21 protein-coding genes and 1 other RNA gene are annotated in these 23898 nt (G+C 52.8%); 5 read left to right on the top strand and 17 right to left on the bottom strand.

Annotated elements, in window-relative coordinates:
* Nucleotides 1-62: 62 nt before the first annotated feature.
* Nucleotides 63-722 carry a PAQR family membrane homeostasis protein TrhA gene (gene trhA / locus ACLJR2_RS02080; RefSeq protein ID WP_000250289.1) on the bottom strand — a complete coding sequence of 220 codons (660 nt, stop codon included), beginning with the start codon at nt 720-722 and terminating at the stop codon, nt 63-65.
* Between the two features lie 163 nt (nt 723-885).
* Nucleotides 886-1197, bottom strand: coding sequence for a N(4)-acetylcytidine aminohydrolase (gene yqfB / locus ACLJR2_RS02075; protein WP_001182978.1), 312 nt, complete (start codon nt 1195-1197; stop codon nt 886-888).
* Between the two features lie 149 nt (nt 1198-1346).
* On the opposite strand from yqfB, the gene bglA reads away from it, so the two are divergent.
* Nucleotides 1347-2780 (top strand): 6-phospho-beta-glucosidase BglA, encoded by a 1434-nt coding sequence (bglA, locus tag ACLJR2_RS02070; RefSeq protein WP_001230140.1) that lies wholly within the window; start codon nt 1347-1349, stop codon nt 2778-2780.
* Nucleotides 2781-2827: 47 nt separating this feature from the next.
* Here the strand turns inward: bglA and ACLJR2_RS02065 are convergent, their stop codons facing one another.
* From ACLJR2_RS02065 to ACLJR2_RS02030, 8 genes are all read right to left on the bottom strand, one after another.
* Nucleotides 2828-3721, bottom strand: a complete 894-nt coding sequence (locus ACLJR2_RS02065) for a transporter (RefSeq protein ID WP_000819375.1) — start codon at nt 3719-3721, stop codon at nt 2828-2830.
* A 455-nt stretch (nt 3722-4176) separates the two neighbouring features.
* On the bottom strand, nt 4177-7050 hold the full coding sequence (gcvP, locus tag ACLJR2_RS02060) for an aminomethyl-transferring glycine dehydrogenase (RefSeq protein ID WP_000194971.1): 2874 nt from the start codon (nt 7048-7050) through the stop codon (nt 4177-4179).
* Nucleotides 7051-7212: 162 nt separating this feature from the next.
* Nucleotides 7213-7602, bottom strand: coding sequence for a glycine cleavage system protein GcvH (gene gcvH / locus ACLJR2_RS02055; RefSeq protein ID WP_001295377.1), 390 nt, complete (start codon nt 7600-7602; stop codon nt 7213-7215).
* A gap of 25 nt (nt 7603-7627) precedes the next feature.
* Nucleotides 7628-8722 (bottom strand): glycine cleavage system aminomethyltransferase GcvT, encoded by a 1095-nt coding sequence (gene gcvT / locus ACLJR2_RS02050; RefSeq protein ID WP_000068738.1) that lies wholly within the window; start codon nt 8720-8722, stop codon nt 7628-7630.
* Nucleotides 8723-9176: 454 nt separating this feature from the next.
* On the bottom strand, nt 9177-10379 hold the full coding sequence (ubiI, locus tag ACLJR2_RS02045) for an FAD-dependent 2-octaprenylphenol hydroxylase (RefSeq protein ID WP_001192144.1): 1203 nt from the start codon (nt 10377-10379) through the stop codon (nt 9177-9179).
* A 124-nt stretch (nt 10380-10503) separates the two neighbouring features.
* Nucleotides 10504-11682: a 2-octaprenyl-6-methoxyphenyl hydroxylase gene (gene ubiH, locus ACLJR2_RS02040; protein ID WP_000111144.1), complete on the bottom strand. Its 1179-nt coding sequence runs from the start codon at nt 11680-11682 to the stop codon at nt 10504-10506.
* Nucleotides 11679-12995, bottom strand: coding sequence for a Xaa-Pro aminopeptidase (gene pepP / locus ACLJR2_RS02035; protein ID WP_000193681.1), 1317 nt, complete (start codon nt 12993-12995; stop codon nt 11679-11681). Before pepP ends, ubiH begins: the two co-directional genes overlap by 4 nt.
* Before the next feature lie 25 nt (nt 12996-13020).
* Nucleotides 13021-13599, bottom strand: coding sequence for a YecA family protein (locus ACLJR2_RS02030; protein WP_000027236.1), 579 nt, complete (start codon nt 13597-13599; stop codon nt 13021-13023).
* Between the two features lie 166 nt (nt 13600-13765).
* Here ACLJR2_RS02030 and zapA point away from each other — a divergent pair, with 166 nt between their 5' ends.
* The 3 genes from zapA to ACLJR2_RS02015 all read left to right on the top strand — a co-directional run bounded on the left by zapA (nt 13766) and on the right by ACLJR2_RS02015 (nt 14937).
* Nucleotides 13766-14095, top strand: a complete 330-nt coding sequence (gene zapA / locus ACLJR2_RS02025) for a cell division protein ZapA (protein ID WP_001276011.1) — start codon at nt 13766-13768, stop codon at nt 14093-14095.
* Nucleotides 14096-14136: 41 nt separating this feature from the next.
* Nucleotides 14137-14320: non-coding RNA, 6S RNA (gene ssrS / locus ACLJR2_RS02020), on the top strand.
* 20 nt (nt 14321-14340) lie between these two features.
* Nucleotides 14341-14937, top strand: a complete 597-nt coding sequence (locus tag ACLJR2_RS02015) for a 5-formyltetrahydrofolate cyclo-ligase (RefSeq protein WP_001534147.1) — start codon at nt 14341-14343, stop codon at nt 14935-14937.
* A gap of 381 nt (nt 14938-15318) precedes the next feature.
* On the opposite strand, the gene serA is transcribed toward ACLJR2_RS02015, so the two are convergent.
* Nucleotides 15319-16551: a phosphoglycerate dehydrogenase gene (serA, locus tag ACLJR2_RS02010; protein WP_001151627.1), complete on the bottom strand. Its 1233-nt coding sequence runs from the start codon at nt 16549-16551 to the stop codon at nt 15319-15321.
* 266 nt (nt 16552-16817) lie between these two features.
* The gene (gene rpiA / locus ACLJR2_RS02005; protein ID WP_000189741.1) at nt 16818-17477 is read right to left on the bottom strand and encodes a ribose-5-phosphate isomerase RpiA; all 660 of its coding nucleotides are present in this window, start codon (nt 17475-17477) and stop codon (nt 16818-16820) included.
* 153 nt (nt 17478-17630) lie between these two features.
* Between rpiA and argP the strand changes: the two genes are divergently transcribed.
* Entirely contained in the window at nt 17631-18524 is an 894-nt protein-coding gene (gene argP, locus ACLJR2_RS02000) for a DNA-binding transcriptional regulator ArgP (protein ID WP_000828345.1), read from the top strand.
* Between the two features lie 265 nt (nt 18525-18789).
* Here argP and ACLJR2_RS01995 read toward each other — a convergent pair whose 3' ends face one another.
* The 5 genes from ACLJR2_RS01995 to pgk all read right to left on the bottom strand — a co-directional run bounded on the left by ACLJR2_RS01995 (nt 18790) and on the right by pgk (nt 23883).
* Nucleotides 18790-19536 carry an oxidative stress defense protein gene (locus tag ACLJR2_RS01995; protein WP_000669858.1) on the bottom strand — a complete coding sequence of 249 codons (747 nt, stop codon included), beginning with the start codon at nt 19534-19536 and terminating at the stop codon, nt 18790-18792.
* 93 nt (nt 19537-19629) lie between these two features.
* Nucleotides 19630-20265, bottom strand: a complete 636-nt coding sequence (gene argO, locus ACLJR2_RS01990) for an arginine exporter ArgO (RefSeq protein ID WP_000626863.1) — start codon at nt 20263-20265, stop codon at nt 19630-19632.
* A 187-nt stretch (nt 20266-20452) separates the two neighbouring features.
* Nucleotides 20453-21313: a small-conductance mechanosensitive channel MscS gene (locus tag ACLJR2_RS01985; RefSeq protein WP_000389833.1), complete on the bottom strand. Its 861-nt coding sequence runs from the start codon at nt 21311-21313 to the stop codon at nt 20453-20455.
* Between the two features lie 225 nt (nt 21314-21538).
* Entirely contained in the window at nt 21539-22618 is a 1080-nt protein-coding gene (gene fbaA, locus ACLJR2_RS01980; RefSeq protein WP_000034389.1) for a class II fructose-bisphosphate aldolase, read from the bottom strand.
* A 101-nt stretch (nt 22619-22719) separates the two neighbouring features.
* A complete protein-coding gene (gene pgk, locus ACLJR2_RS01975; protein WP_000111274.1) occupies nt 22720-23883 on the bottom strand; it encodes a phosphoglycerate kinase in 1164 nt (387 codons plus the stop codon).
* Nucleotides 23884-23898: the final 15 nt, after the last annotated feature.

Raw genomic sequence — 23898 nt, 5'->3', positions numbered from 1 at the left:
TGCTGCTCTCGTAGGCCGGATAAGGTACGACAGCGCCGCCATCCGGCACGGGCATCCGGGAATTACGCCTGTCCCACATACAAATAGATGGCCAGGAAGTGGCACACGCTGCCGCCCAGCACAAAGCCATGCCAGATGGCGTGGTTATAAGGTATGCGTTTGCAAACATAGAAAATTACGCCCAGCGAGTAAACGACGCCACCTACCGCCAGCAGCGTCACGCCGCCTATCGCCAGCTTAATCGCCAACTGATAAACCACTATCAGCGACAGCCAGCCCATTGCCAGATACGTAACCAGTGAAAGCACTTTAAATCGGTGCGCAATCGTCAACTTGAAGAGGATACCGAATAGCGCCAGGCTCCAGATCACAATCATTAGTCCGCGCGCCAGCGGCGAATCCAGACCTACCAGCAGAAATGGCGTATAGGTTCCGGCAATGAGCAGATAGATAGCGCAGTGATCAAATTTCTTTAACCAGATTTTTGCCCGCTGATGAGGAATGGCATGATAAAGCGTTGAGGCAAGAAAAAGCAGGATCATGCTCCCGCCATATAAACTGTAGCTGGCGATAGCCGTCATACCCGCATTCGCCTCTACCGCCTGAACCAACAACAGCACCAGGCCGACAATACCAAATACCAATCCAATGCCGTGGCTAATACTGTTGGCGATTTCCTCAGCCAGCGAATATCCCTGCGTCATTAATGGTTTTTGCACCATAACTTACTCCGGAGAAACGTTCATAACGATGAACTGCGCCTCTAGCGTAACTGAGAATGGTTCCAGTGAACACATGTTAGCTAAAATAAATTCGCAAAATTAAATTTTGTTTATTATTCAATAAGTTAATTACAATAACTCAACTAACACGCGTTCATATTTATCAAAGGCATTTAAAATCAATCACATAAAATTGCGTCTGGTTGGGATAGATTTCAGCAATGACCCGTTTCAGCTCATCAAGCGACATATTTTCCTGTTGCGCATGTTTTTTGTTCAGCGTATCCAGCGTCACAGTTGACGTTCCTGTCACTTCGATTGTGCAAAAATAGCCATCATCTTCGAACCGCCCCACGCGTAGCACATCGCCTGCTTTAAAGTGGGACTCGGAGGCATCACGAATAGTGATGGTTTTACGCCCTGCCAGAATGTCATTCTGGAAACGTTGAAAGAAAGTAATGTCATTTGGCTGCATGTGGTTATCCCCCTGAATATGGCCCCTTGAAGTGGATGTTACGATCTGAATGTGTTCTTGCCCCGACACCTGGAATTTTGCGTACGCTTTACATGTCATTTGGTGCAGAATGAATGATAACAGACTAAATAAATTGAGATTATGCAACAATGAGAAAACTCACCCTGCCAAAAGATTTTTTATGGGGCGGCGCGGTTGCTGCACACCAGGTTGAAGGCGGCTGGAATAAAGACGGTAAAGGCCCCAGCATCTGCGACGTGCTAACCGGCGGCGCACACGGCGTGCCACGCGAAATCACCCAGAATGTCGTTGCTGGCAAATACTATCCGAACCACGAGGCGGTGGATTTTTACGGACATTACAAAGAAGACATCCGTCTTTTCGCCGAAATGGGGTTCAAATGCTTCCGTACCTCTATTGCCTGGACGCGTATCTTCCCGAATGGCGACGAATCCCAGCCAAACGAGGCCGGTCTGAAATTCTACGACGACATGTTTGATGAGTTACTCAAATACAACATCGAACCGGTCATTACCCTTTCTCACTTTGAAATGCCATTACATCTGGTACAGCACTACGGCGGCTGGACCAATCGTAAAGTGGTTGATTTCTTTGTCCGTTTTGCTGAAGTCGTGTTTGAACGCTACAAACATAAGGTCAAATACTGGATGACCTTCAACGAAATTAACAACCAGCGAAACTGGCGCGCGCCGCTGTTTGGCTACTGCTGTTCCGGCGTGGTGTATACCGAGCATGAGAATCCAGAAGAAACCATGTATCAGGTCTTACATCATCAGTTTGTCGCCAGCGCGCTGGCGGTAAAAGCGGCACGTCGTATTAATCCACAGATGAAAGTGGGTTGTATGCTGGCGATGGTCGCGCTGTATCCTTTCTCCTGTAAACCAGAAGATGTGATGTTTGCTCAGGAATCGATGCGTGAACGCTACGTCTTTACCGATGTGCAGCTGCGCGGCTATTACCCGTCCTATGTGTTGAACGAGTGGGAGCGCCGCGGATTTAACATCAAAATGGACGATGGCGATCTTGAAGTGCTGCGCGAAGGCACCTGCGATTATCTTGGTTTCAGTTATTACATGACCAACGCGGTCAAAGCCGAAGGCGGTAGCGGCGATGCGATTTCCGGTTTTGAAGGCAGCGTACCGAACCCCTATGTTAAAGCATCTGACTGGGGCTGGCAGATTGACCCGGTGGGTCTGCGCTATTCATTGTGTGAACTGTACGAACGCTATCAAAAGCCGCTATTTATTGTCGAAAACGGTTTTGGTGCTTACGACAAAGTAGAAGAAGATGGCAGCATCAACGACGACTATCGCATTGACTACCTGCGCGCCCATATTGAAGAGATGAAAAAAGCGGTCACTTACGATGGTGTCGACCTGATGGGCTACACGCCGTGGGGCTGCATCGACTGCGTGTCGTTCACCACCGGTCAGTACAGCAAGCGCTACGGCTTCATCTACGTGAACAAGCACGATGACGGTACGGGCGATATGTCGCGTTCGCGTAAGAAGAGCTTCAACTGGTACAAAGAGGTGATTGCCAGCAACGGCGAGAAGCTTTAACCCCTGCACGTTACCCGCCAGTCGGCGGGTAACACTTTGAACGAGTCTTACCAGGTCTTACCTATTTTAAATTCCCAGCGTACATCTTCCATTTTGGTTGGCGACTTCGCTTCCTGCATTACCGGGAAGAAGGCTCCGGCACCAAACCATAATTTCAGTGAATCGACGGCAATATTAAATGACGGACCAACAACCCATTCGGTAGTTCCAGAATGGTTATTAATTACGCTGCCATTAGACAGTTTTTTCGTTCCAGAGGCATTATTGCTGTAGGCACTTTCCAGACCAAGATCCAGCGGTAAATCGCTAAACATATACCGCACCTGGGTATTCCACTGGAATTCGTTACCTCGTTTCACGTCCTGGTTACCGCGCTCAAATGGTCCCTGATATACAAAACCCATATCCCCTTTAATGTTAGGAGTAAATAATTTTGTTAAAGTGAGTGTTACTCTTCCTCCCCAGGCGCTATTCCCAGGCAAATGATTATCTCCATCTTGCCCGGTGGGTAGTAATACTGCCCCGCCTACCGTAACCCAAAACGGATCACCTCTTCGCTGGCTCATTAAAGCATAATTGACCCCCACCGATTGGTCGCCCATTCCCTCTATGTGCTCAGGAGACAGATTGTCTCGTTTGTTATTGATATAGGAACCCACAGTTGATAATTCCAGTCTGTCGGTCAAACCGTAACGAATCTTCAATAACCATATCTGGGAGTAAACATCCGGACTTCCGTGCCCCTCGATTTGATGATCTTTATCGCGAAATGAGCTATTCACGGCGGTTAATAACTTTCCTTCCGGCAATACTGAACCACCAGAAATAGCGGTATTAACTGGTGCACCTAATAGATTACTGGGATTATTTTCTCCGTTAGCTGCCATTGCATTCATTAATAGAAAATATGTCATTAATGGCAGAAATATAAATCGTTTCATTATTCCCTCCAGGTATAAAAAACAAAGCGCTAAGTTAATAAATATTTACGTTATTTATGTTTATTTTTAATTTATAATTTAAATTAATAACTTGATGAATTTAATATACGGAAATTTTTGTAACTATATTGAGAGGTAAATAACGATTCCGGAGAGAAACTATTTGTAACTACATGTAAATATACTGTGTTGTTTTGATTAAATAACAGCAAGGTAAAAATGATGCACAATGAATCATTAGGCTCTAAAAAAGCGGTAATTTAATTCTGGCTAATACACTGATACAAACGCCAGGTTGCCTGACAGGAGCCAACGATTTAGTGTAATATATTGAATTAGTAACACTTTGTAGCCTGAATAAGGCACTCACACTGCATCCGACATAAACAAAGCGCACTTTATTAACAAGCTGAAAAGGCGCCGAAGCGCCTTTAGAAAACAGTCGAATCAGTAAATTACTGGTAGTCCCTAATCGGTACGCAGGAGCAGAACAGGTTACGGTCGCCATAAACATCATCCAGACGTTTCACCGTCGGCCAGTATTTGTCTGCCACGCCTGCCGGGAATACGGCAACTTCACGGCTGTACGGATGCGCCCACTCGGCGACCAGTTCGCTCTGAATGTGCGGCGCGTTCACCAGCGGGTTATCTTCCAGCGGCCAGACACCCGCTTTCACCTGGTCAATCTCTGCGCGAATAGCCAGCATCGCATCGATAAAGCGATCCAGCTCAGCCTTACCTTCAGATTCCGTCGGCTCTACCATCAGCGTGCCCGCCACCGGGAACGACATGGTTGGCGCATGGAAACCGTAGTCGATCAGACGCTTGGCAATATCCAGCTCGCTGATGCCGGTTTCTTCTTTCAATGGGCGAATATCAAGAATACATTCGTGCGCCACACGGCCATCGCGACCAGTATACAGTACCGGATAGGCATCTTTCAGACGGCTGGCAATGTAGTTAGCGTTAAGAATCGCGACCTGACTTGCCTGCTTCAGGCCTTCTGCGCCCATCATGCGGATGTACATCCAGCTGATTGGCAGGATAGAGGCACTACCGAACGGCGCCGCAGAAACCGCGCCCTGACGGGTTAACATGCCTTCGATTTGCACCACGCTATGGCCCGGTACGAACGGTGCCAGATGCGCTTTCACGCCGATCGGTCCCATGCCTGGGCCACCGCCGCCGTGCGGAATGCAGAAAGTTTTATGCAGGTTAAGATGCGAAACGTCCGCGCCAATAAAGCCCGGTGAGGTAATGCCGACCTGAGCGTTCATGTTCGCGCCGTCAAGGTAAACCTGACCGCCGAACTGGTGCACAACTTCACACACCTCACGGATCGTTTCTTCATACACGCCGTGGGTGGACGGATAGGTCACCATGATGCAAGAAAGGTTCGCAGCATGTTGTTCTGCTTTTGCCCGCAGATCGTCCAGGTCGATGTTGCCGTTCTTATCACACGCCACAACCACCACCTGCATTCCTGCCATATGTGCAGAAGCAGGGTTAGTGCCGTGAGCAGAGGCCGGGATCAGGCAGATATCGCGATGCCCTTCGTTGCGGCTTTCGTGATAGTGACGAATCGCCAGCAGCCCCGCGTATTCCCCCTGTGCTCCGGAGTTAGGCTGCATACAGACGGCGTCGTACCCGGTGAGTTTCACCAGCCAGTCAGAAAGCTGGCTAATCATCTGATGATATCCTTCGGCCTGTTCCGGCGGGCAGAACGGATGCAGTTCAGCGAATTCCGGCCAGGTGATAGGAATCATCTCGGCGGCGGCGTTCAGCTTCATGGTGCAGGAACCCAGCGGGATCATCGCCTGGTTCAGCGCCAGATCTTTACGCTCCAGCGAGTGCATATAGCGCATCATCTCGGTTTCGCTGTGGTAACGGTTAAATACCGGATGCGTCAGAATCGCATCGTCACGCAGCATACTTTGCTGAATGGAACGGCTATCAAGCGCCACGTCTTTATCCAGTGTTTCAATGTTCAGACCGTGGCTGTCGCCCAGCAAAACATTGAACAACTGCGCCACATTCTCACGGGTGGTGGTTTCATCAAGGGTAATACCCACCGCGTTATGAATATCGCTGCGCAGATTGATCTCTGCCGCTTCCGCACGCGCCAGTACCGCAGCTTTATCAGCTACTTCCACACACAGCGTGTCAAAGTAGTGCGCATGACGCAGCTTTAAGCCTTTCTGTTGCAGACCTGCCGCCAGAATATCGGTCAGGCGGTGGATACGATTCGCAATGCGTTTCAGGCCAACCGGTCCATGATAAACGGCATACAGACTGGCGATGTTAGCCAGCAGTACCTGCGAGGTACAAATGTTGGAGTTCGCTTTCTCACGGCGGATATGCTGCTCGCGAGTCTGCATCGCCATGCGCAGTGCGGTATTGCCCGCCGCATCTTTTGAGACGCCGATAATACGGCCTGGCATGGAGCGTTTAAATTCGTCTTTGGCGGCAAAGAACGCCGCATGCGGGCCACCGTACCCCATCGGTACGCCGAAGCGTTGCGCAGAGCCGAAAACAATGTCCGCGCCCTGTTTGCCCGGAGCCATCAGCAGCACCAGCGCCATAAAATCGGCGGCGACGCTGACCACAACTTTACGGGATTTCAGCTCAGTAATCAGTGCGCTGTAGTCGTGAATTTCGCCCGTGGTGCCTACCTGTTGTAACAGCACGCCAAACACATCCTGGTGATCCAGTGCTTTCGCCGCGTCATCCACAATGACGTCAAAGCCAAAGGTTTCGGCACGCGTACGCACGACGTCCAGAGTTTGCGGATGGACATCAGAGGCGACAAAGAACCGGTTGGCATTTTTCAATTTGCTGACGCGCTTTGCCATCGCCATCGCTTCAGCGGCGGCGGTCGCTTCATCCAGCAGAGAGGCGGAAGCCATGTCCAGTCCCGTCAGGTCCAGCGTCACCTGTTGGAAGTTGAGCAGCGCTTCCAGACGCCCCTGAGAGACTTCCGGCTGATAAGGAGTGTAGGCGGTATACCAGCCTGGATTTTCCAGCATGTTGCGCAGGATAACCGGCGGTAGCTGCACGGCGGTGTAGCCCATGCCAATATAGGACGTGAAGCGCTTGTTACGCCCGGCGATGGCTTTTAATTCCGCCAGTGCGGCATATTCGGTTGCCGCCTCGCCAACCTGCGGCGGAGTCGCGAGCTGAATGTCTTTCGGCACAATCTGACCTGTCAGCGCGTTTAACGACTCGGCGCCAACCGCATTCAGCATCTCTTGCTGCTGTGCGGCGTCCGGTCCGATGTGGCGTTCAATGAAAGCGCCGCGGTTTTCAAGCTGGCTTAACGTCTGTGTCATGGGCGATGGTTCCTGAAACGTGCAGTGAATCGTGATTGTCTCTAACTCAATTGCCCGGTGGCGCTGACGCTTACCGGGCCTACGCGTGCGAAAACGAATACGCAAAATAATTCGCGTTGCAGTGAGTAGGCCGGATAAGCATTAGCGCCATCCGGCACAACATTATTCGTCTTCTAACAATGCCTCGTACGCGGTGGCATCCAGCAGCGATTCAAGTTCGCTTTCATCGCTGGCTTTGATTTTAAAGATCCAGCCACCGGCATACGGTTCGCTGTTCACCAGCTCCGGGGAGTCGCTCAGCGCATCGTTTACCGCCACGATCTCGCCGCTTACCGGCGCATAAATGTCGGACGCCGCTTTTACGGACTCCGCCACGGCGCAGTCGTCGCCCGCGCTTACGGTCGCGCCGACTTCCGGCAGATCAACAAAAACCATATCGCCCAACAGCTCCTGAGCGTGTTCAGTAATGCCAACGGTGTAAGTGCCATCCGCTTCTTTACGCAGCCATTCGTGTTCTTTGCTGTATTTCAGTTCTGCGGGTACGTTGCTCATCAATTAATCTCCAAAAAAGGATGAATCACGCGACGGCTTTGCCGTTACGCACAAAAACAGGTTTAGTCACTTTTACCGGCATTTCACGGTTACGAATTTGTACAATCGCCGTCTCGCCGATGCCCGCCGGAACGCGCGCCAGCGCAATGCTGTAGCCCAACGTTGGGGAAAACGTCCCGCTGGTGATAATGCCTTCTTGCTGATTGCCCTGCGCATCGGTAAAACGCACCGGCAATTCATTACGCAATACGCCCTTCTCGGTCATCACCAGACCGACAAGCTGCTCATGGCCTTTTTCACGCTGCATCTCCAGCGCCTCACGGCCAATAAAGTCGCGGTCAGCAGGTTCCCAGGCGATAGTCCATCCCATATTAGCCGCCAGCGGAGAGATACCTTCATCCATCTCCTGACCGTACAGGTTCATGCCTGCTTCCAGACGCAGCGTGTCGCGCGCGCCAAGACCGCACGGCTTCACGCCCGCCTCCACCAGCGCACGCCAGAAATCCGCCGCTTTTTCATTCGGCATGGCGATTTCATAGCCCGCTTCGCCGGTATAACCGGTGGTGGCGATAAACAGATCGCCCGCCTGAACGCCGAAGAACGGCTTCATACCTTCTACTGCATGGCGCTGTTGGTCAGTAAACAGAGTCGCCGCTTTTTCCTGCGCATTCGGCCCCTGTACCGCAATCAGCGACAGGTCGTCACGAACGGTAATGTCGATGGCATAAGGTTCAGCGTGTTGGGTAATCCAGGAGAGGTCTTTTTCGCGGGTGGCGGAGTTAACAACGAGACGGAAGAAATCTTCAGTGAAGTAGTAGACGATAAGGTCATCAATCACGCCGCCCGATGCGTTAAGCATACCGGAGTAGAGGGCTTTACCCGTCTTCGTTAGCTTCGCGACGTCGTTTGCCAGCAGATAACGTAGAAACTCTCGTGTGCGGCTGCCATGAAGATCGACAATGGTCATATGCGATACATCAAACATCCCGGCATCGGTGCGCACAGCGTGGTGTTCATCAAGCTGAGAGCCGTAATGCAGGGGCATCATCCAGCCATGAAAATCGACCATGCGGGCGCCGCATAGCGTGTGTTGTTCGTACAAAGGCGTCTGTTGGGCCATCTTTTCCTCGTTGAATTAGCGGGGGCTAACAACCATTTTCATGGGAAATCTTCGCCACGAAACCTGGCATCGACGCCCTTTTTCCTGCGCCGACGCAAACGTTCTCTTGCTCCTGAACTTACCACCGAACCAGGCGCTAAACCATAAGGCTGAATTTACCATCACATTAGCTTATGACTAAAAAACGCCAAAACCCCATCAGCACAAAAAACCACTATTACGCTAAATAACCTCCATAAAAATGAAGCTGATACGATTTATCACAACATAAATTAATATTAAATGTGGAAAAAATGTCGAAAATCTCGTTCGCAAAAAATAGTGGCATTAGAAAATATAATGCGAAATAAGCGGTGAAATTAGATTATTTCAAACGAGGAAAGCCCCCCGGCGCGATAGCCGGGAAAGCAAAGTGTGACGGGTTTCAAACTCTTGCTGGCGTGCAGTCAGACGCTTAACGAAGCCATTGCGGAAGGTCGTTTAGCCCCATTGCCTGGCGAAGCAGTTGGGGTTTGACGCCGGGGAGCGTATCCGCCAGTTTCAGTCCGATGTCGCGCAGCAATTTTTTTGCCGGATTTTCGCCGGCAAACAGGTCACGAAAACCTTGCATCCCGGCAAGCATCATCGCCGCACTATGTTTACGGCTACGCTCATAACGACGGAGATAAAGATGTTGGCCAATGTCTTTGCCCTGGCGCTGAAGCCGACGCAGATCGTCCACCAGTTCGGCCGCGTCCATAAAGCCGAGGTTGACGCCTTGCCCTGCCAGCGGATGGATGGTGTGCGCGGCATCGCCGACTAACGCCAGACGATGCGCGGCAAACTGGCGAGCATAGCGGCCCGTCAGCGGAAAAACCTGCCGTTCGCTTTCCAGGCGGCATAAGCCCAGCCGATTATCGAAGGCGATAGTCAACGCCTGGTTAAACGCCTCGTCGCCGCTCTGTTGCATACGCTCCGCATCCTGCGGAGAAAGCGACCAGACAATGGAACACAGATGCGGATCGCTTAACGGCAAAAACGCCAGAATACCTTCACCATGAAACACCTGGCGAGCAACCGCGCCGTGCGGCTCTTCGGTGCGGATAGTCGCTACCAGCGCATGGTGACGGTAGTCCCAGAAAGTTAAGGGAATATCCGCTTTGTTACGCAGCCAGGAGTTGGCGCCATCCGCGGCAATCACCAGACGCGCGGTTAACATCGCGCCGTCTTTTAAAGTCAGGAAGGCGTCGTTCTCTCCCCAGGCAACCTGCTGTAACTCCGCTGGCGCCATTAAGGTGATATCCGCCGCTTGCTGCGCTTTTTGCCACAATGCGTAGTGAATGACGCTGTTTTCAACAATATGCCCCAGATGGCTATATCCCATGCTTGCGTCATCAAACGTAATACGGCCAAAGCTGTCTTTATCCCAGACTTCCATACCGTGGTAGCAACTTGCCCGTCGCGCCACAATGTTTGACCATACGCCAAGACGGGTAAGCAGTTTTTCGCTGGCGGCATTAATCGCCGACACCCGAAGCTGAGGCGGCGCATCGTTCGCCAACGGCTGGGGGACAACGTGATCCAGTACCGCAACGCGCAAACCGCTCCCCTGCAAGCCGCAGGCGACAGCCAGTCCCACCATGCCTCCGCCAACTATTGCTACATCAACACTTTGCACTATTTACTCCTGGAAACCGGAACAATCAAACCGTAGGCCGGATAAGGCGAAGCCGCCATCCGGTATTTTTACGAACACGATGCCGGATGGCGGCATAAATGCCTTATCCGGCCTACAGATCGGCTTAACGCGCAACCCAACCTAAGGTCCGCTGTGCCAGCGCATCGCGCGCAGGCGGTAATAACTCCATCGCCATTAAACCGATATTGCGCCCAATAACCAGCGGCACCCAACGATTTGCAAACACATGGACCAGACCGTTCGTTACGCCAATCGTCGTATCCCGGTCAACCTGACGACGCTGCTGATAGCGCGATAATACGTGCCAGGCGCCAATATCCTCGCCCGCGTCCTGTGCCGCGACCAGCGTTTCCGCCAGGCTCATGACATCGCGCAGACCGAGATTAAACCCTTGTCCGGCGATAGGATGCAACGTCTGCGCCGCATTGCCGACCACGACAGTCCGGTGAGTAAACACTTTCGCCGCCGTAGTCAGAGCAAGCGGATACGCGCTGCGCTTACCCGCCTGAGTAATTCGCCCCAGCCGCCAGCCGAACGCGGCCTGCAACGCATGACAAAACTGCGCATCGGACCAGCTCAGCACCTCATCGCGCTGGTCGAGCGGGTGACACCAAACCAGCGAACATCGGCCATGCGACATCGGCAACATCGCCAGCGGGCCATTGGGGGTAAAACGTTCAAAGGCGCGTCCCTGGTGCGGGATAGCGGTCGCGACATTCGCTATTACCGCTAACTGTTCGTAAGGCTCCTGACGCCAGTCAACGCCGCAGGCTGACGCCAGCGCGGAGTGGGTACCGTTAGCCGCCACCAGCACGCTGCCAGCTATCACATTGCCGTTTTCCAGAGTGACGTTAACCTGCTGTTGGGTACGCGACACGCTGGCTACGCGCTCCGGGCAGTGCAGCGTAACGCCTGGCGCTTTACGCAAGAGCGCAAACAGACGCAGCCCGATATCATGCAGCTCCGCAACGTGACCCAACGCTGCCAGGCTGTAATCCTGCGCGTCGAGAGTCACAAATCCGGCATGACCGCGATCGCTGACGTGTACGGTGTTGATTGCCGTTGCGCAATCGGAAATCGCCTGCCAGACGCCAATTCGCGCCAGTTGCTGACAAGTGCCCGCCGCCAGCGCAATCGCTCTGGCGTCAAAGCCGGGATGACCGTCGGCTTCAGGCGCTTTCGCTTCAATCAGGTGTACCGGCAACGTCCCATGACTGAACTGAGAGATGGCTAGCGCCAGCGTTGCGCCTGCCATGCCGCCGCCAACGATAATGACGCTCATTGCTGCCGCGCCGCCGCCATTAATGCTTCAATGTCATCCGCCTTCTTCACAACGCCAGCGGTCAGGTTTTCATTACCGGTTTCGGTAATGACAATGTCATCTTCAATTCGAACGCCAATGCCGCGATACGCTTCCGGCACGTCGGCATCCGGCGCGATATAGAGGCCTGGCTCTACGGTCAGCACCATGCCCGGCTCCAGGATGCGGGAGCGATCCGGCCCATAAACCCCGACATCATGAACATCCAGCCCCAGCCAGTGGCTCAAGCCATGCATAAAGAAAGGACGATGCGCATTTTCGGCAATCAGTTGATCAACCTCTCCTTGCAAAATCCCCAGCTTCACCAGCCCGGTTATCATGATGCGCACGACTTCGCCGGTCACCTCCTGAATAGAGGTACCAGGACGGAACAGTCGCAGGCTGGTCTCCAGCGATTCCAGAACGATGTCATAAATTTCACGCTGAGCTGGCGTAAATTTCCCGTTCACCGGGAAAGTACGCGTGATGTCGCCCGCGTAACCTTTATATTCACAGCCCGCGTCGATAAGCACTAAATCGCCGTCGCGCATTTCACTTTCGTTTTCAGTGTAATGCAGGATACAGCCATTTTCACCGCTGCCGACAATGGTGTTATAGGAGGGATAGCGCGCGCCGTGGCGATTAAATTCGTGGTGAATTTCCCCCTCCAGCTGATACTCAAACATCCCCGGACGGCATTTTTCCATCGCGCGGATATGCGCCAGCGCGCTAATTTCCCCGGCGCGGCGCAGGACAGCAATCTCTTCCGGCGATTTGAACAGGCGCATCTCATGGACGATCGGTCGCCAGTCAGTCATGGTGGCCGGCGCGGTCAGATTCTGGCGGGAGCCTTTACGCAGCTTCTCCAGCGCAGCCAGAACAATCTCGTCGGCATACGCATATTCGCCCTGCGCGTGGTACACCACATCCAGACCATTAAGCAACTGAAAGAGTTGCTGGTTGATTTCGCTAAACGCCAGCGCCCGGTCAACGCCCAGTTTTTCCGGCGCGGCATCCTGTCCTAAACGGCGACCAAACCAGATTTCCGCCGTCAGGTCGCGAACGCGGTTGAACAAAACGCTGTGGTTGTGGGTGTCATCACTCTTAATCAGTACCAGCACGGCTTCCGGTTCGTTAAAACCGGTGAAATACCAGAAGTCGCTACTCTGGCGATACGGATATTCACTGTCTGCGCTGCGCGTCGCCTCCGGCGCGGCAAAGATCAGCGCGGCGCTGCCGGGCTGCATTTGCGCCAGTAATGCCTGGCGACGGCGTTGGTATTCCTGCTGAGTCATGACATGGCCTCCATTTCGTTTTTTCTTAGTGTAGCGTCGGTTTACGCACTTCCGGCGCGGTCGGCTGTTGGCGCGTGAAAGTGTCATGACATAACAGCGCCGCAACACGGACATATTCGATGATCTCTTCGAGCGACATCTCCAGCTCTTCCTGATCTTCGCTCTCATCATAACCAAGCTGCGCAATATTACGCAGGTCGTCAATCGCTTCACCCGTTTCGCCGGTGACTTTATCAAGTTTAGGCTGCGTTACGCCGAGGCCAAGCAAAAAGTGGTTAACCCACCCGGCTAATGCATCTGCGCGATCGAATACGCTGACATCGTCGCCTTCAGGCAGATAAAGCTGAAAAAGAAAGCCGTCGTCTTCCAGCGCGTCGCTGGTCGCCGCGTGCATTTTGCGCAGCGCCTGAGCAAGCTCATGCCCGAAGGCCAGACCTTCGTTCGTCAGGTCGTGCAACAGCGGCTGCCATGAGCTATCGTTGTTGCCGCCGCAAATCATCCCGCTGATTAAACCATGCATTTCAGCCGGGGTCAGACCGGCCCCTTGTTGATTCAAAAACCGGTTCATTTCGTTGTAACCAGGCATTTCGTTCTGTATAGACATAAGCATTCGTCATCAAAGGGAGGATATTCATGATATGCTACCACTTTGGACCCTGGTGAACCAGAAAAGGGCTTGTATCTTCACACCAGGGTAGCTATAGTGTCGCCCCTTCGCGGACCCTGGGTCTGGAGACGAAGGCAGCGCAGTCAATCAGCAGGAAGGTGGCATGTCTGCACAACCCGTCGATATCCAAATATTTGGCCGTTCACTGCGAGTGAATTGCCCGCCTGACCAAAGGGATGCGTTGAATCAGGCTGCGGACGATCTGAATCAGCGGTTGCAAGATCTGAAAGTTCGCACTAGAGTCACAAATACTGAGCAGTTGGTTTTCATTGCCGCATTGAATATCAGCTATGAGTTAACTCAGGAAAAAGCGAAGACCCGCGATTACGCGGCGAGCATGGAACAACGTATTCGGATGCTACAACAGACCATCGAACAGGCGTTGCTTGATCAAGGTCGCATAACCGAAAAAACGGGCCAAAACTTTGAATAACACTTTTCGCTTTACTATGGTAAAGTGATTGTGAAAACAGAATTTCTCTGAGATGTTTGCAAGCGGGCCAGTCCCCTGAGCCGATATTTCATACCACAAGAATGTGGCGCTCCGCGGTTGGTGAGCATGCTCGGTTCGTCCGAGAAGCCTTAAAACTGTGACGACACATTCACCTTGAACCAAGGGTTCAAGGGTTACAGCCTGCGGCGGCATCTCGGAGATTCCCCTTCTGACTGGCGACAGCCATGACGCAACTTCCCGAACTCTCTTTATCACGACAAGAAATCCGCCGAATGATTCGGCAACGTCGCCGTGCGCTGACGCCAGAGCAGCAACGCCGCTTTGGTCAACAGGCCGCCGCCCGAATGCTCAGCTTTCCTCCCGTCGTGATGGCGCACACTGTCGCCGTGTTTCTCTCCTTTGATGGAGAACTCGACACCCAGCCGCTGATTGAACAGCTATGGCAAGCGGGCAAGCGCGTCTACCTTCCGGTTCTTCATCCCTTCAGCCCTGGCAACCTCCTGTTCCTGCACTATCATCCGCAGAGTGCGCTGGTGACCAACCGCTTAAAGATCCGGGAGCCACGGCTTGATGTCCGCGACGTATTACCGCTGGCAAAGCTGGATGTGCTGGTAACGCCGTTAGTCGCGTTTGACGAAGACGGGCAGCGCCTGGGGATGGGCGGCGGATTTTATGACCGTACGTTGCAAAACTGGCAGCAGCATAAGATCCAGCCCGTGGGCTACGCACATGATTGCCAGTTAGTAGAAAAGCTGCCGGTTGAAGAGTGGGATATCCCGCTGCCTGCGGTGGTGACGCCGTCCAAAATTTGGGAGTGGTAGCCGTGTTTTGTCGATTGACAGCGTCGCTTTTTTGACCTAAATTTCTCGGTGAAGGGTGAGGGAGGCGAACCTCCCTCCTGCGTACTCTCTGTTAATATGCTGGCGTAGCGATGATTAACAGGATCAGCAGCATGATGACGTATCTCATCATCGTCCCTTTCCTTTTTAGAGCCCCTGCTTCGGTAGGGGCTTTCCCGTTTCAGCGCTATGCTGAGCCCTTATCGTAAATTCCTTTTATTGCTGTACAACACGCAACGCTGCCTTTAATTACCAATTGCGGCAAGGCTCGAAAACAGAATGTATGCGTTACACGAAGAGATGTTGAGGCAGGGAAACCAGAAGAAAGGATGGGCAGGTCATCTCCTGCCCATTTAGAGGAAATTAGTACAGCAGACGGGCGCGAATGGTGCCCGGAATCGCCTTCATCGCCAGCAGCGCTTTCTCCGCCACATCGCCATCGGCTTCTATATCAATTACCACATACCCCATTCGGGCGGAGGTTTGCAGATACTGTGCGGCAATGTTAACGCCCTGCTCGGCAAAGATCTGGTTAAGCGCGGTCAATACGCCCGGGCGGTTTTCGTGGATGTGCATCAGGCGACGACCGCCGTGCAGCGGCAGCGACACTTCCGGGAAGTTCACGGCGGACAGCGTCGAGCCGTTATCCGAGTACTTAATCAGTTTTCCTGCGACTTCCAGACCGATGTTTTCTTGCGCCTCCTGCGTCGAGCCGCCGATATGCGGCGTCAGGATCACGTTATCGAATTCGCACAGCGGAGAGGTAAACGGATCGCTATTAGTGGCCGGTTCCGTCGGGAAGACGTCGATAGCCGCCCCCGCCAGATGTTTCGTCGCCAGCGCGTCGCACAAAGCCGGGATATCCACTACCGTACCGCGCGCGGCGTTAATCAGCAGCGAACCCGGCTTCATCAGGGCTATCTCTTTTGCGCCCATCATGTTTTTGGTGGAGGCGTTTTCAGGTACGTGCAGACTGACCACATCGCTCATATTCAGCAATTCAGACAGGTGCTGCACCTGAGTTGCATTACCGAGCGGCAGTTTATTTTCAATATCATAGAAATAGACATGCATCCCCAGCGATTCCGCCAGAATGCCCAACTGCGTTCCGATATGGCCGTAACCGATAATGCCAAGCTTTTTACCGCGCGCTTCGAACGATCCCGCCGCCAGTTTATTCCATACGCCGCGGTGCGCTTTGGCGTTCGCTTCCGGCACGCCGCGCAGCAGCAGCAATAGCTCGCCAATCACCAGCTCCGCCACGGAACGGGTATTCGAGAATGGCGCGTTAAAGACCGGAATACCGCGTTTTGCCGCCGCATTTAAATCCACCTGGTTGGTGCCGATGCAAAAACAGCCAATCGCCACCAGCTTCTCTGCGGCGTTAATCACTTCTTCTGTCAGATGAGTACGGGATCGCAGACCGATGAAGTGGGCATCGCGGATGGACGCTTTCAACTGTTCAGCGTCCAGCGCGCCCTTGTGATATTCAATGTTGGTGTAACCTGCCGCACGAAGGCTTTCCAGCGCCTTTTGATGCACCCCTTCAACCAGCAGAAATTTAATTTTATCTTTCTCCAGCGATACCTTTGCCATTTCCCCGATCCTGTCTTTTTTTGCCATCTGATGTTGTGTGTGGATTTGCATCCGTCCTTCAACATATCAAAAAAAATTATCACGGCAATATGAACGTTTGCGCCAGCGTCGTGAAGGAATCGCATACAGCGGGAAATAGCAGATGAAAATACCGGGAATAACTTTTTCTTTGGAGGGATCGGCAGGGCAAACGATTAAACGTGATACATGTCACCAAATTTGCCCTGACCGAATTTTTTACGCGGCAGGAAATACGCCTGGCGGGATCATTTTACGATGGTTTTCACCCCGTCCGGCGTGCCGATCAGTGCGACATCGGCGCCACGGTTGGCGAACAACCCTACGGTCACGACGCCCGGAATCGCGTTAATGGCGTTTTCCAGCGCGATGGGATCAAGGATTTCCATACCATAAACATCCAGAATCACGTTGCCGTTATCCGTGACCACGTTCTGACGGTACTCCGGACGCCCGCCCAGCTTCACCAGTTGACGAGCGACCGCGCTGCGCGCCATCGGAATCACTTCGACCGGCAACGGGAATTTGCCAAGAATATCCACCTGTTTAGAGGCATCCGCAATACAAATAAATTTCTCTGCCACGGAAGCAATAATTTTCTCACGGGTTAATGCCGCGCCGCCGCCTTTGATCATCTGCATATGACCGTTGATTTCGTCCGCGCCATCGACATAGATACCCAGGCTATCCACTTCGTTGAGATCAAACACATGAATACCGAGGCCTTTGAGTTTTTCAGTCGAGGCGTCCGAGCTGGAGACCGCGCCTTCAATCTGGCCTTTCATTGTGCCCAGCGCATCAATAAAGTGTGCGGCCGTTGAGCCTGTACCAACGCCCACAATGGTGCCGGGCTGTACATACTGAAGTGCCGCCCATCCTACCGCTTTTTTCAGTTCATCCTGCGTCATAGATCGTTTCGCCTGTGGTGTGAAAATACAGCCGCATTATAGAACATTGTCGGGAAAAATCTCCGTGTCCGTACACAGGCTACGGATTTCATCTGTACCGACGGCAAATTTATGTCATAGTGCGGAAAAAAATAACAGGAGCATGACACAACAATGAAACGTCCGGACTACAGAACACTACAGGCGCTGGATGCCGTTATACGTGAACGAGGATTCGAGCGCGCCGCCCAGAAGCTGTGCATCACGCAATCCGCCGTCTCACAGCGCATAAAACAGCTTGAGAATATGTTCGGACAACCTTTGTTGGTGCGTACCGTTCCTCCTCGCCCCACGGAGCAAGGGCAAAAATTACTGGCTCTGCTGCGTCAGGTTGAACTGCTGGAAGAAGAGTGGCTGGGCGATGAACAAACCGGCTCTACGCCGTTGCTGCTGTCGCTGGCGGTTAACGCCGACAGTCTGGCGACCTGGCTGCTTCCGGCGCTGGCGCCGGTGCTGGCGGACTCCCCTATCCGTCTCAATTTACAGGTGGAAGATGAAACGCGCACGCAAGAACGTCTGCGTCGCGGCGAGGTGGTGGGCGCGGTGAGTATTCAGCATCAGGCGCTGCCCAGTTGCCTGGTAGACAAACTGGGCGCGCTCGACTATCTGTTTGTCGCGTCAAAGCCGTTTGCCGAGCGCTATTTCCCCAATGGCGTTACCCGGTCGTCGCTGCTGAAAGCGCCCGCCGTCGCGTTCGACCATCTGGATGATATGCATCAGGCCTTTTTGCAACAGAATTTCGATCTACCGCCCGGCAGCGTGCCGTGCCATATCGTTAATTCATCCGAAGCGTTTGTACAACTTGCGCGTCAGGGCACGACCTGCTGCATGATCCCTCACCTGCAGATTGAGAAAGAGCTGGAAAGCGGCGAGTTGATCAACTTAACGCCTGGTTTGCTACAGCGCCGGATGCTTTACTGGCACCGCTTTGCCCCGGAAAGCCGGATGATGCGCAAAGTGACCGACGCGCTGCTGGAGTACGGGCACAAGGTGCTGCGTCAGGATTAGCCTCTCTATGAATGCCGGATGGCGGCGTGAACGTCTTATCCGGCCTGCATGACCCCTTATTCCCTCGTCACTTCTTTGAAGTTCATCACAAAATCATTGCGTTCAGGCGGCAAAAAACGACGCGCCATTGGCTATTTTTTGCTGGCGACAAGGCGATTCAAAACGCTCACCGTATTAGCAAATCTTCATTTCATTGCGTAATACGGAGCAAAAAACGAGAACACCGGGAGAAAACGCGGCCTGGAAGCGCCCAGGCCGGGCAAGATTACTGCGTGCTGGCGGCCGTTGTCGACGTCTGCCCTGTTCCAGGTTCAAGCTGGAATACCACATCGACCTGATCGTCGAACTGAATGGTCGGCTGCTCGTAAGTTTCCTGCGCGGATACTGGCGTAGCATCTGCGGCTTTCATCATTCGCACCACCGGACTCGGCTGATAATTAGAGACATGATAACGAACGCTGTAAACCGGCCCCAATTTGCTGTTAAAACCGGCTGCCAGCGCTTGCGCCTGATGAATCGCGTCATCAATGGCGGCTTTGCGGGCCTTGTCTTTATAGGCGTCCGGTTGCGCCACGCCCAGCGATACCGAACGAATCTCGTTCAGACCCACCTTCAGCGCGCCGTCCAGCAGCGAATTGAGTTTATCTAACTGACGCAGCGTCACCTCAACGGTTCGCACCGCGCGATATCCTTTCAGAATGCTTTTACCGTTTTGGTAATCATAATCCGGCTGCGTGCGCAGATTCGCCGCGCTAATGTCTTTTTTCGCAATCTGATTTTGCTCAAGGAAGGAAAGATATTGCGCCACGCGCTCATCGGCCTGCTTCTTCGCCGTCGCCGCATCCTTCGCCGCGACGTTCACTTCAATCGCTAAGGTGGCGATATCAGGCACAGCATCGACGCTTGCCGTACCGGAAGTCACGATGTGCGGGCCTTCCGGCAATTCGCTTGCCTGCGCCGACATTGCACTTAAACCCACTAATGCCGCCAGGGCCATCACTTTGAACTTCACAGTCTCTCCTCCATATTGCAGTCATTGCCCTGATATACAGGGCGCATGCAGGCAAGCTTAGCGGATATCGGCCTGTTGTCCATCAGACAACGCTTAGTTGAAAAGCGCGTGCATATGCGCGACGCCTTCCCGCGCCAGTTGGAAGGCGATAAGCCACATCACCACCCCAACCAGAATGTTGATAATGCGTTGAGCTTTCGCCGTACGCAGTCGAGGCGCAAGCCAGGCCGCCAGTAGCGCTAACCCAAAAAACCATAAGAACGACGCGCTAATCGTGCCGAGGGCGAACCAGCGCTTTGGCTCCATAGCCAGTTGTCCGCCGAGACTGCCCAACACGACAAACGTATCCAGATAAACGTGCGGATTCAGCCACGTTACCGCCAGCATCGTAGCAATAATTTTCCAGCGCCCCTGCTTCATAACCTCGGCGCTGGCCAGCTCCAGATTACTGCTCATTGCCGTTTTCAGCGCGCCAAAACCGTACCATAACAAGAACGCGACCCCGCCCCATGTGACCAGCGCCAGCAGCCACGGCGACTGCATCAGCAACGCGCTACCGCCAAAAATACCGGCGCTAATCAGGACTAAATCACTTAACGCGCAAAGCAGCGCTATCATGAGGTGGTACTGGCGACGAATTCCCTGATTCATCACAAACGCATTTTGCGGGCCAAGCGGAAGGATCATGGCGGCGCCAAGGGCAAACCCTTGAAAATAATAAGATATCACGTTAACTACCCTGAGCTGTTTTTCTTAAAGGCAGACTATAGCGCGGGAATATTATTAGCGGAAATTGATAATTTTAATCACTAATAAGAAAAGATAATGAAGAGACTGAATAACGGATGGCGGCTACGCTTATCCGCTCAATAACCAGAGAATACTGGAGGCGGATAAGCGCAGCGCGGGAGAAAAATTACTCCGCGGCGTTATCTTTCACGCGTTTAAAATTGACGTCCATCTGCGGGTACGGGAAGCTAATACCAGCGGCGTCGAATTCACGTTTAATACGTTCCAGCACGTCCCAGTAGACATTTTGCAGGTCGCTGCTTTTACTCCAGACACGCACCACAAAATTAATCGATGAGGCGCCCAGCTCATTCAAACGCACCGTCATTTCGCGATCTTTTAAAATACGATCGTCGGACTCGATAATCGTCGTTAGCAGCTGTTTCACCTGATCGATATCCGAATCGTAGGCCACCCCAATAATGAATTCGTTACGGCGAACCGGCTCACGAGAATAGTTGATGATATTTCCCGCGATAATTTTGCCATTCGGAATTACAATAATTTTGCCGTCTACCGCGCGCATTGTTGTGGAAAAGATTTGCACATTCAGTACCGTACCGGCAACGCCGCCTAAATCGACATACTCACCGGCGCGGAACGGACGGAACATAACCAGCAATACCCCAGCCGCAAGGTTAGAAAGCGATCCCTGTAATGCCAGGCCAACGGCTAAACCAGCGGCGCCCAGTACGGCAATAACCGAGGCGGTTTGAACCCCCACGCGACCCAGAGCCGCAATCAGCGTAAAAGCGATAACCCCATAGCGCACCAGCGCAGAAAGAAAGTCGGCCACTGTCGCATCAATATGACGCGCACGCATCAGACGATTTACCGTATTGGAGATCACGCGCGCTACAATCAAGCCGATGATGATAATAGCGATAGCCGCAACAATATTCACAGCATAGCTGAGCAATAACGCCTGGTTGCGTACCAGCCAGGTGCCCGCACCATTTATGCTGTCGACAACATTCAAATCTTCCATTCAATATTCCTTGGTCATAGCAAAACAAGCAAATGAGATCATTCTCACGAAAAGAACTTTTTAAAGGTAAACAAAAACAGAAGAATATGCCATTTTTCGGCATCATCCCAAAAAGGCAGGTACACTGTGAGTTGGCCGGATGAAAGCGCTAACTAACGCCGCTCTCCGGAAATAACGATAAAAAAATGGCTTCCCAAGGGAAGCCATTTCAATCAGCAGACTATATTACAGAACGTCAATCGCGTTCAGTTCTTTAAATGCTTTTTCCAGACGAGCGATCATCGAAGTCTGGCCAGCACGCAGCCATACGCGCGGGTCATAGTATTTCTTGTTCGGCTGATCTTCGCCTTTCGGGTTGCCCAGCTGACCTTGCAGATACGCTTCGTTTTCTTTGTAGTAGTTCAGAACACCTTCCCAGGTTGCCCATTGGGTATCGGTATCGATGTTCATTTTCACTACGCCGTAGCTTACGGAGTCTTTGATTTCCTGAGCAGTAGAACCGGAACCGCCGTGGAAAACGAAGTTCAGGCTGTTGTGCGGCAGGTTGTGTTTCTTAGAAACATAGTCCTGAGAATCACGCAGAATGGTCGGGGTCAGAACCACGTTACCCGGCTTGTAAACGCCGTGTACGTTACCGAAGGAAGCGGCAATGGTGAAACGCGGGCTGATTTTGCTCAGCTCAGTGTACGCGTAATCAACGTCTTCCGGCTGGGTGTACAGGGCAGAAGCGTCCATGTGGCTGTTGTCCACGCCGTCTTCTTCACCACCGGTGCAACCCAGTTCGATTTCCAGAGTCATGCCAATTTTGGACATGCGCGCCAGGTATTTGGAGCAGATTTCGATGTTTTCGTGCAGAGACTCTTCAGACAGGTCAATCATGTGAGAAGAGAACAGCGGTTTACCGGTAGCCGCGAAGTGTTTTTCACCCTCGTCCAGCAGACCGTCGATCCACGGCAGCAGTTTCTTCGCGCAGTGGTCAGTGTGCAGGATAACCGGAACGCCATAATGTTCAGCCATCTGATGAACGTGATGCGCGCCAGAGATAGCGCCCAGGATTGCCGCGCCCTGAGGTACGTCAGTTTTCACGCCTTTACCCGCGATGAAGGACGCGCCGCCGTTGGAGAACTGAACGATGACCGGTGCTTTAACTTTTGCAGCGGTTTCCAGAACAGCGTTGATGGAATCAGTGCCCACGCAGTTAACTGCCGGCAGAGCAAAATTGTTTTCTTTTGCTACCTGGAACACTTTCTGTACGTCATCACCAGTGATCACGCCTGGTTTTACGAAATCAAAAATTTTAGACATGTTTCGTTGTCCTGTATCGTCGGGCTTTGGGAAAAAACACGGGCCGCCCTGAATGTCAGATCGGCGATAAATCAACGGGCAGGAATCCCTGCCCGTAACGATTACTTCTTAGCGCGCTCTTCGAGCATCGCTACGGCTGGCAGAACTTTACCTTCCACGAATTCGAGGAATGCGCCGCCGCCAGTAGAAATGTAGGAAATTTTGTCAGCAATGCCGAACAGGTCGATTGCCGCCAGGGTGTCGCCGCCGCCAGCGATGGAAAACGCTTCGCTATCAGCGATGGCATTCGCCACGATTTCAGTCCCTTTACGGAAGTTCGGGAACTCAAACACGCCAACCGGGCCGTTCCACAGAATGGTTTTGGCATTCTTGAGGATTTCAGCCAGCTGCTGAGCGGAAGCATCGCCGATATCCAGGATCTGCTCGTCTTCTTTCACGTCGTTAACGGATTTCAGAGTCGCCGGTGCGGTTTCGGAGAACTCGGTGGCAACGCGAACATCGGTCGGAACCGGGATATCGCAAGTGGTCAGCAGACGTTTTGCTTCGTCAACCAGGTCAGCTTCGTACAGGGATTTACCGACACTGTGGCCCTGAGCGGCAACGAAGGTGTTGGCGATACCGCCGCCGACAATCAGCTGGTCAGCGATTTTAGACAGGGAATCCAGAACGGTCAGTTTGGTAGATACTTTAGAACCACCAACGATAGCCACCATCGGACGAGCCGGTTCTTTCAGCGCTTTACCCAGCGCATCCAGTTCAGCGGCCAGCAGCGGGCCTGCGCACGCAACATCAGCAAATTTGCCGATACCGTGGGTAGAAGCCTGCGCGCGGTGCGCGGTACCAAAGGCGTCCATCACGAATACGTCACACAGGGCGGCGTATTTTTTAGACAGCGCTTCGTCGTCTTTCTTTTCGCCTTTGTTAAAGCGAACGTTTTCCAGAACCACCAGCTCACCTTCGGCCACGTCAACGCCGTCCAGGTAATCTTTGACCAGGCGAACCGGGTTAGACAGTTTGTCTTTCAGGTAGTTAACAACCGGCAGCAGAGAGAATTCTTCGTTGTACTCGCCTTCGGTAGGACGACCCAGGTGGGAAGTTACCATCACTTTCGCGCCCTGTTTCAGAGCCAGTTCGATGGTCGGCAGAGAGGCGCGGATACGCGCGTCGCTGGTCACTTTCCCTTCTTTAACAGGTACGTTCAGATCCGCACGGATAAAAACGCGTTTCCCGGCCAGATCCAGATCGGTCATCTTAATTACAGACATGGTGAATCCTCTCAA

Source organism: Salmonella sp. SAL03688, assembly GCF_046551895.1.
Lineage (GTDB): Bacteria > Pseudomonadota > Gammaproteobacteria > Enterobacterales > Enterobacteriaceae > Salmonella > Salmonella enterica.
The sequence above is the reverse complement of the archived record's forward strand: the minus strand, read 5'-3'. Positions and strand labels throughout refer to the sequence as shown.

Excerpts from the sequence above, each read along its gene's own strand:
- trhA (WP_000250289.1), bottom strand. The coding sequence starts at position 722 with ATGGTGCAAAAACCATTAATGACGCAGGGATATTCGCTGGCTGAGGAA.
- yqfB (WP_001182978.1), bottom strand. The coding sequence starts at position 1,197 with ATGCAGCCAAATGACATTACTTTCTTTCAACGTTTCCAGAATGACATT.
- bglA (WP_001230140.1), top strand. The coding sequence starts at position 1,347 with ATGAGAAAACTCACCCTGCCAAAAGATTTTTTATGGGGCGGCGCGGTT.
- ACLJR2_RS02065 (WP_000819375.1), bottom strand. The coding sequence starts at position 3,721 with ATGAAACGATTTATATTTCTGCCATTAATGACATATTTTCTATTAATG.
- gcvP (WP_000194971.1), bottom strand. The coding sequence starts at position 7,050 with ATGACACAGACGTTAAGCCAGCTTGAAAACCGCGGCGCTTTCATTGAA.
- gcvH (WP_001295377.1), bottom strand. The coding sequence starts at position 7,602 with ATGAGCAACGTACCCGCAGAACTGAAATACAGCAAAGAACACGAATGG.
- gcvT (WP_000068738.1), bottom strand. The coding sequence starts at position 8,722 with ATGGCCCAACAGACGCCTTTGTACGAACAACACACGCTATGCGGCGCC.
- ubiH (WP_000111144.1), bottom strand. The coding sequence starts at position 11,682 with ATGAGCGTCATTATCGTTGGCGGCGGCATGGCAGGCGCAACGCTGGCG.
- pepP (WP_000193681.1), bottom strand. The coding sequence starts at position 12,995 with ATGACTCAGCAGGAATACCAACGCCGTCGCCAGGCATTACTGGCGCAA.
- ACLJR2_RS02030 (WP_000027236.1), bottom strand. The coding sequence starts at position 13,599 with ATGTCTATACAGAACGAAATGCCTGGTTACAACGAAATGAACCGGTTT.
- zapA (WP_001276011.1), top strand. The coding sequence starts at position 13,766 with ATGTCTGCACAACCCGTCGATATCCAAATATTTGGCCGTTCACTGCGA.
- ACLJR2_RS02015 (WP_001534147.1), top strand. The coding sequence starts at position 14,341 with ATGACGCAACTTCCCGAACTCTCTTTATCACGACAAGAAATCCGCCGA.
- serA (WP_001151627.1), bottom strand. The coding sequence starts at position 16,551 with ATGGCAAAGGTATCGCTGGAGAAAGATAAAATTAAATTTCTGCTGGTT.
- rpiA (WP_000189741.1), bottom strand. The coding sequence starts at position 17,477 with ATGACGCAGGATGAACTGAAAAAAGCGGTAGGATGGGCGGCACTTCAG.
- argP (WP_000828345.1), top strand. The coding sequence starts at position 17,631 with ATGAAACGTCCGGACTACAGAACACTACAGGCGCTGGATGCCGTTATA.
- ACLJR2_RS01985 (WP_000389833.1), bottom strand. The coding sequence starts at position 21,313 with ATGGAAGATTTGAATGTTGTCGACAGCATAAATGGTGCGGGCACCTGG.
- fbaA (WP_000034389.1), bottom strand. The coding sequence starts at position 22,618 with ATGTCTAAAATTTTTGATTTCGTAAAACCAGGCGTGATCACTGGTGAT.
- pgk (WP_000111274.1), bottom strand. The coding sequence starts at position 23,883 with ATGTCTGTAATTAAGATGACCGATCTGGATCTGGCCGGGAAACGCGTT.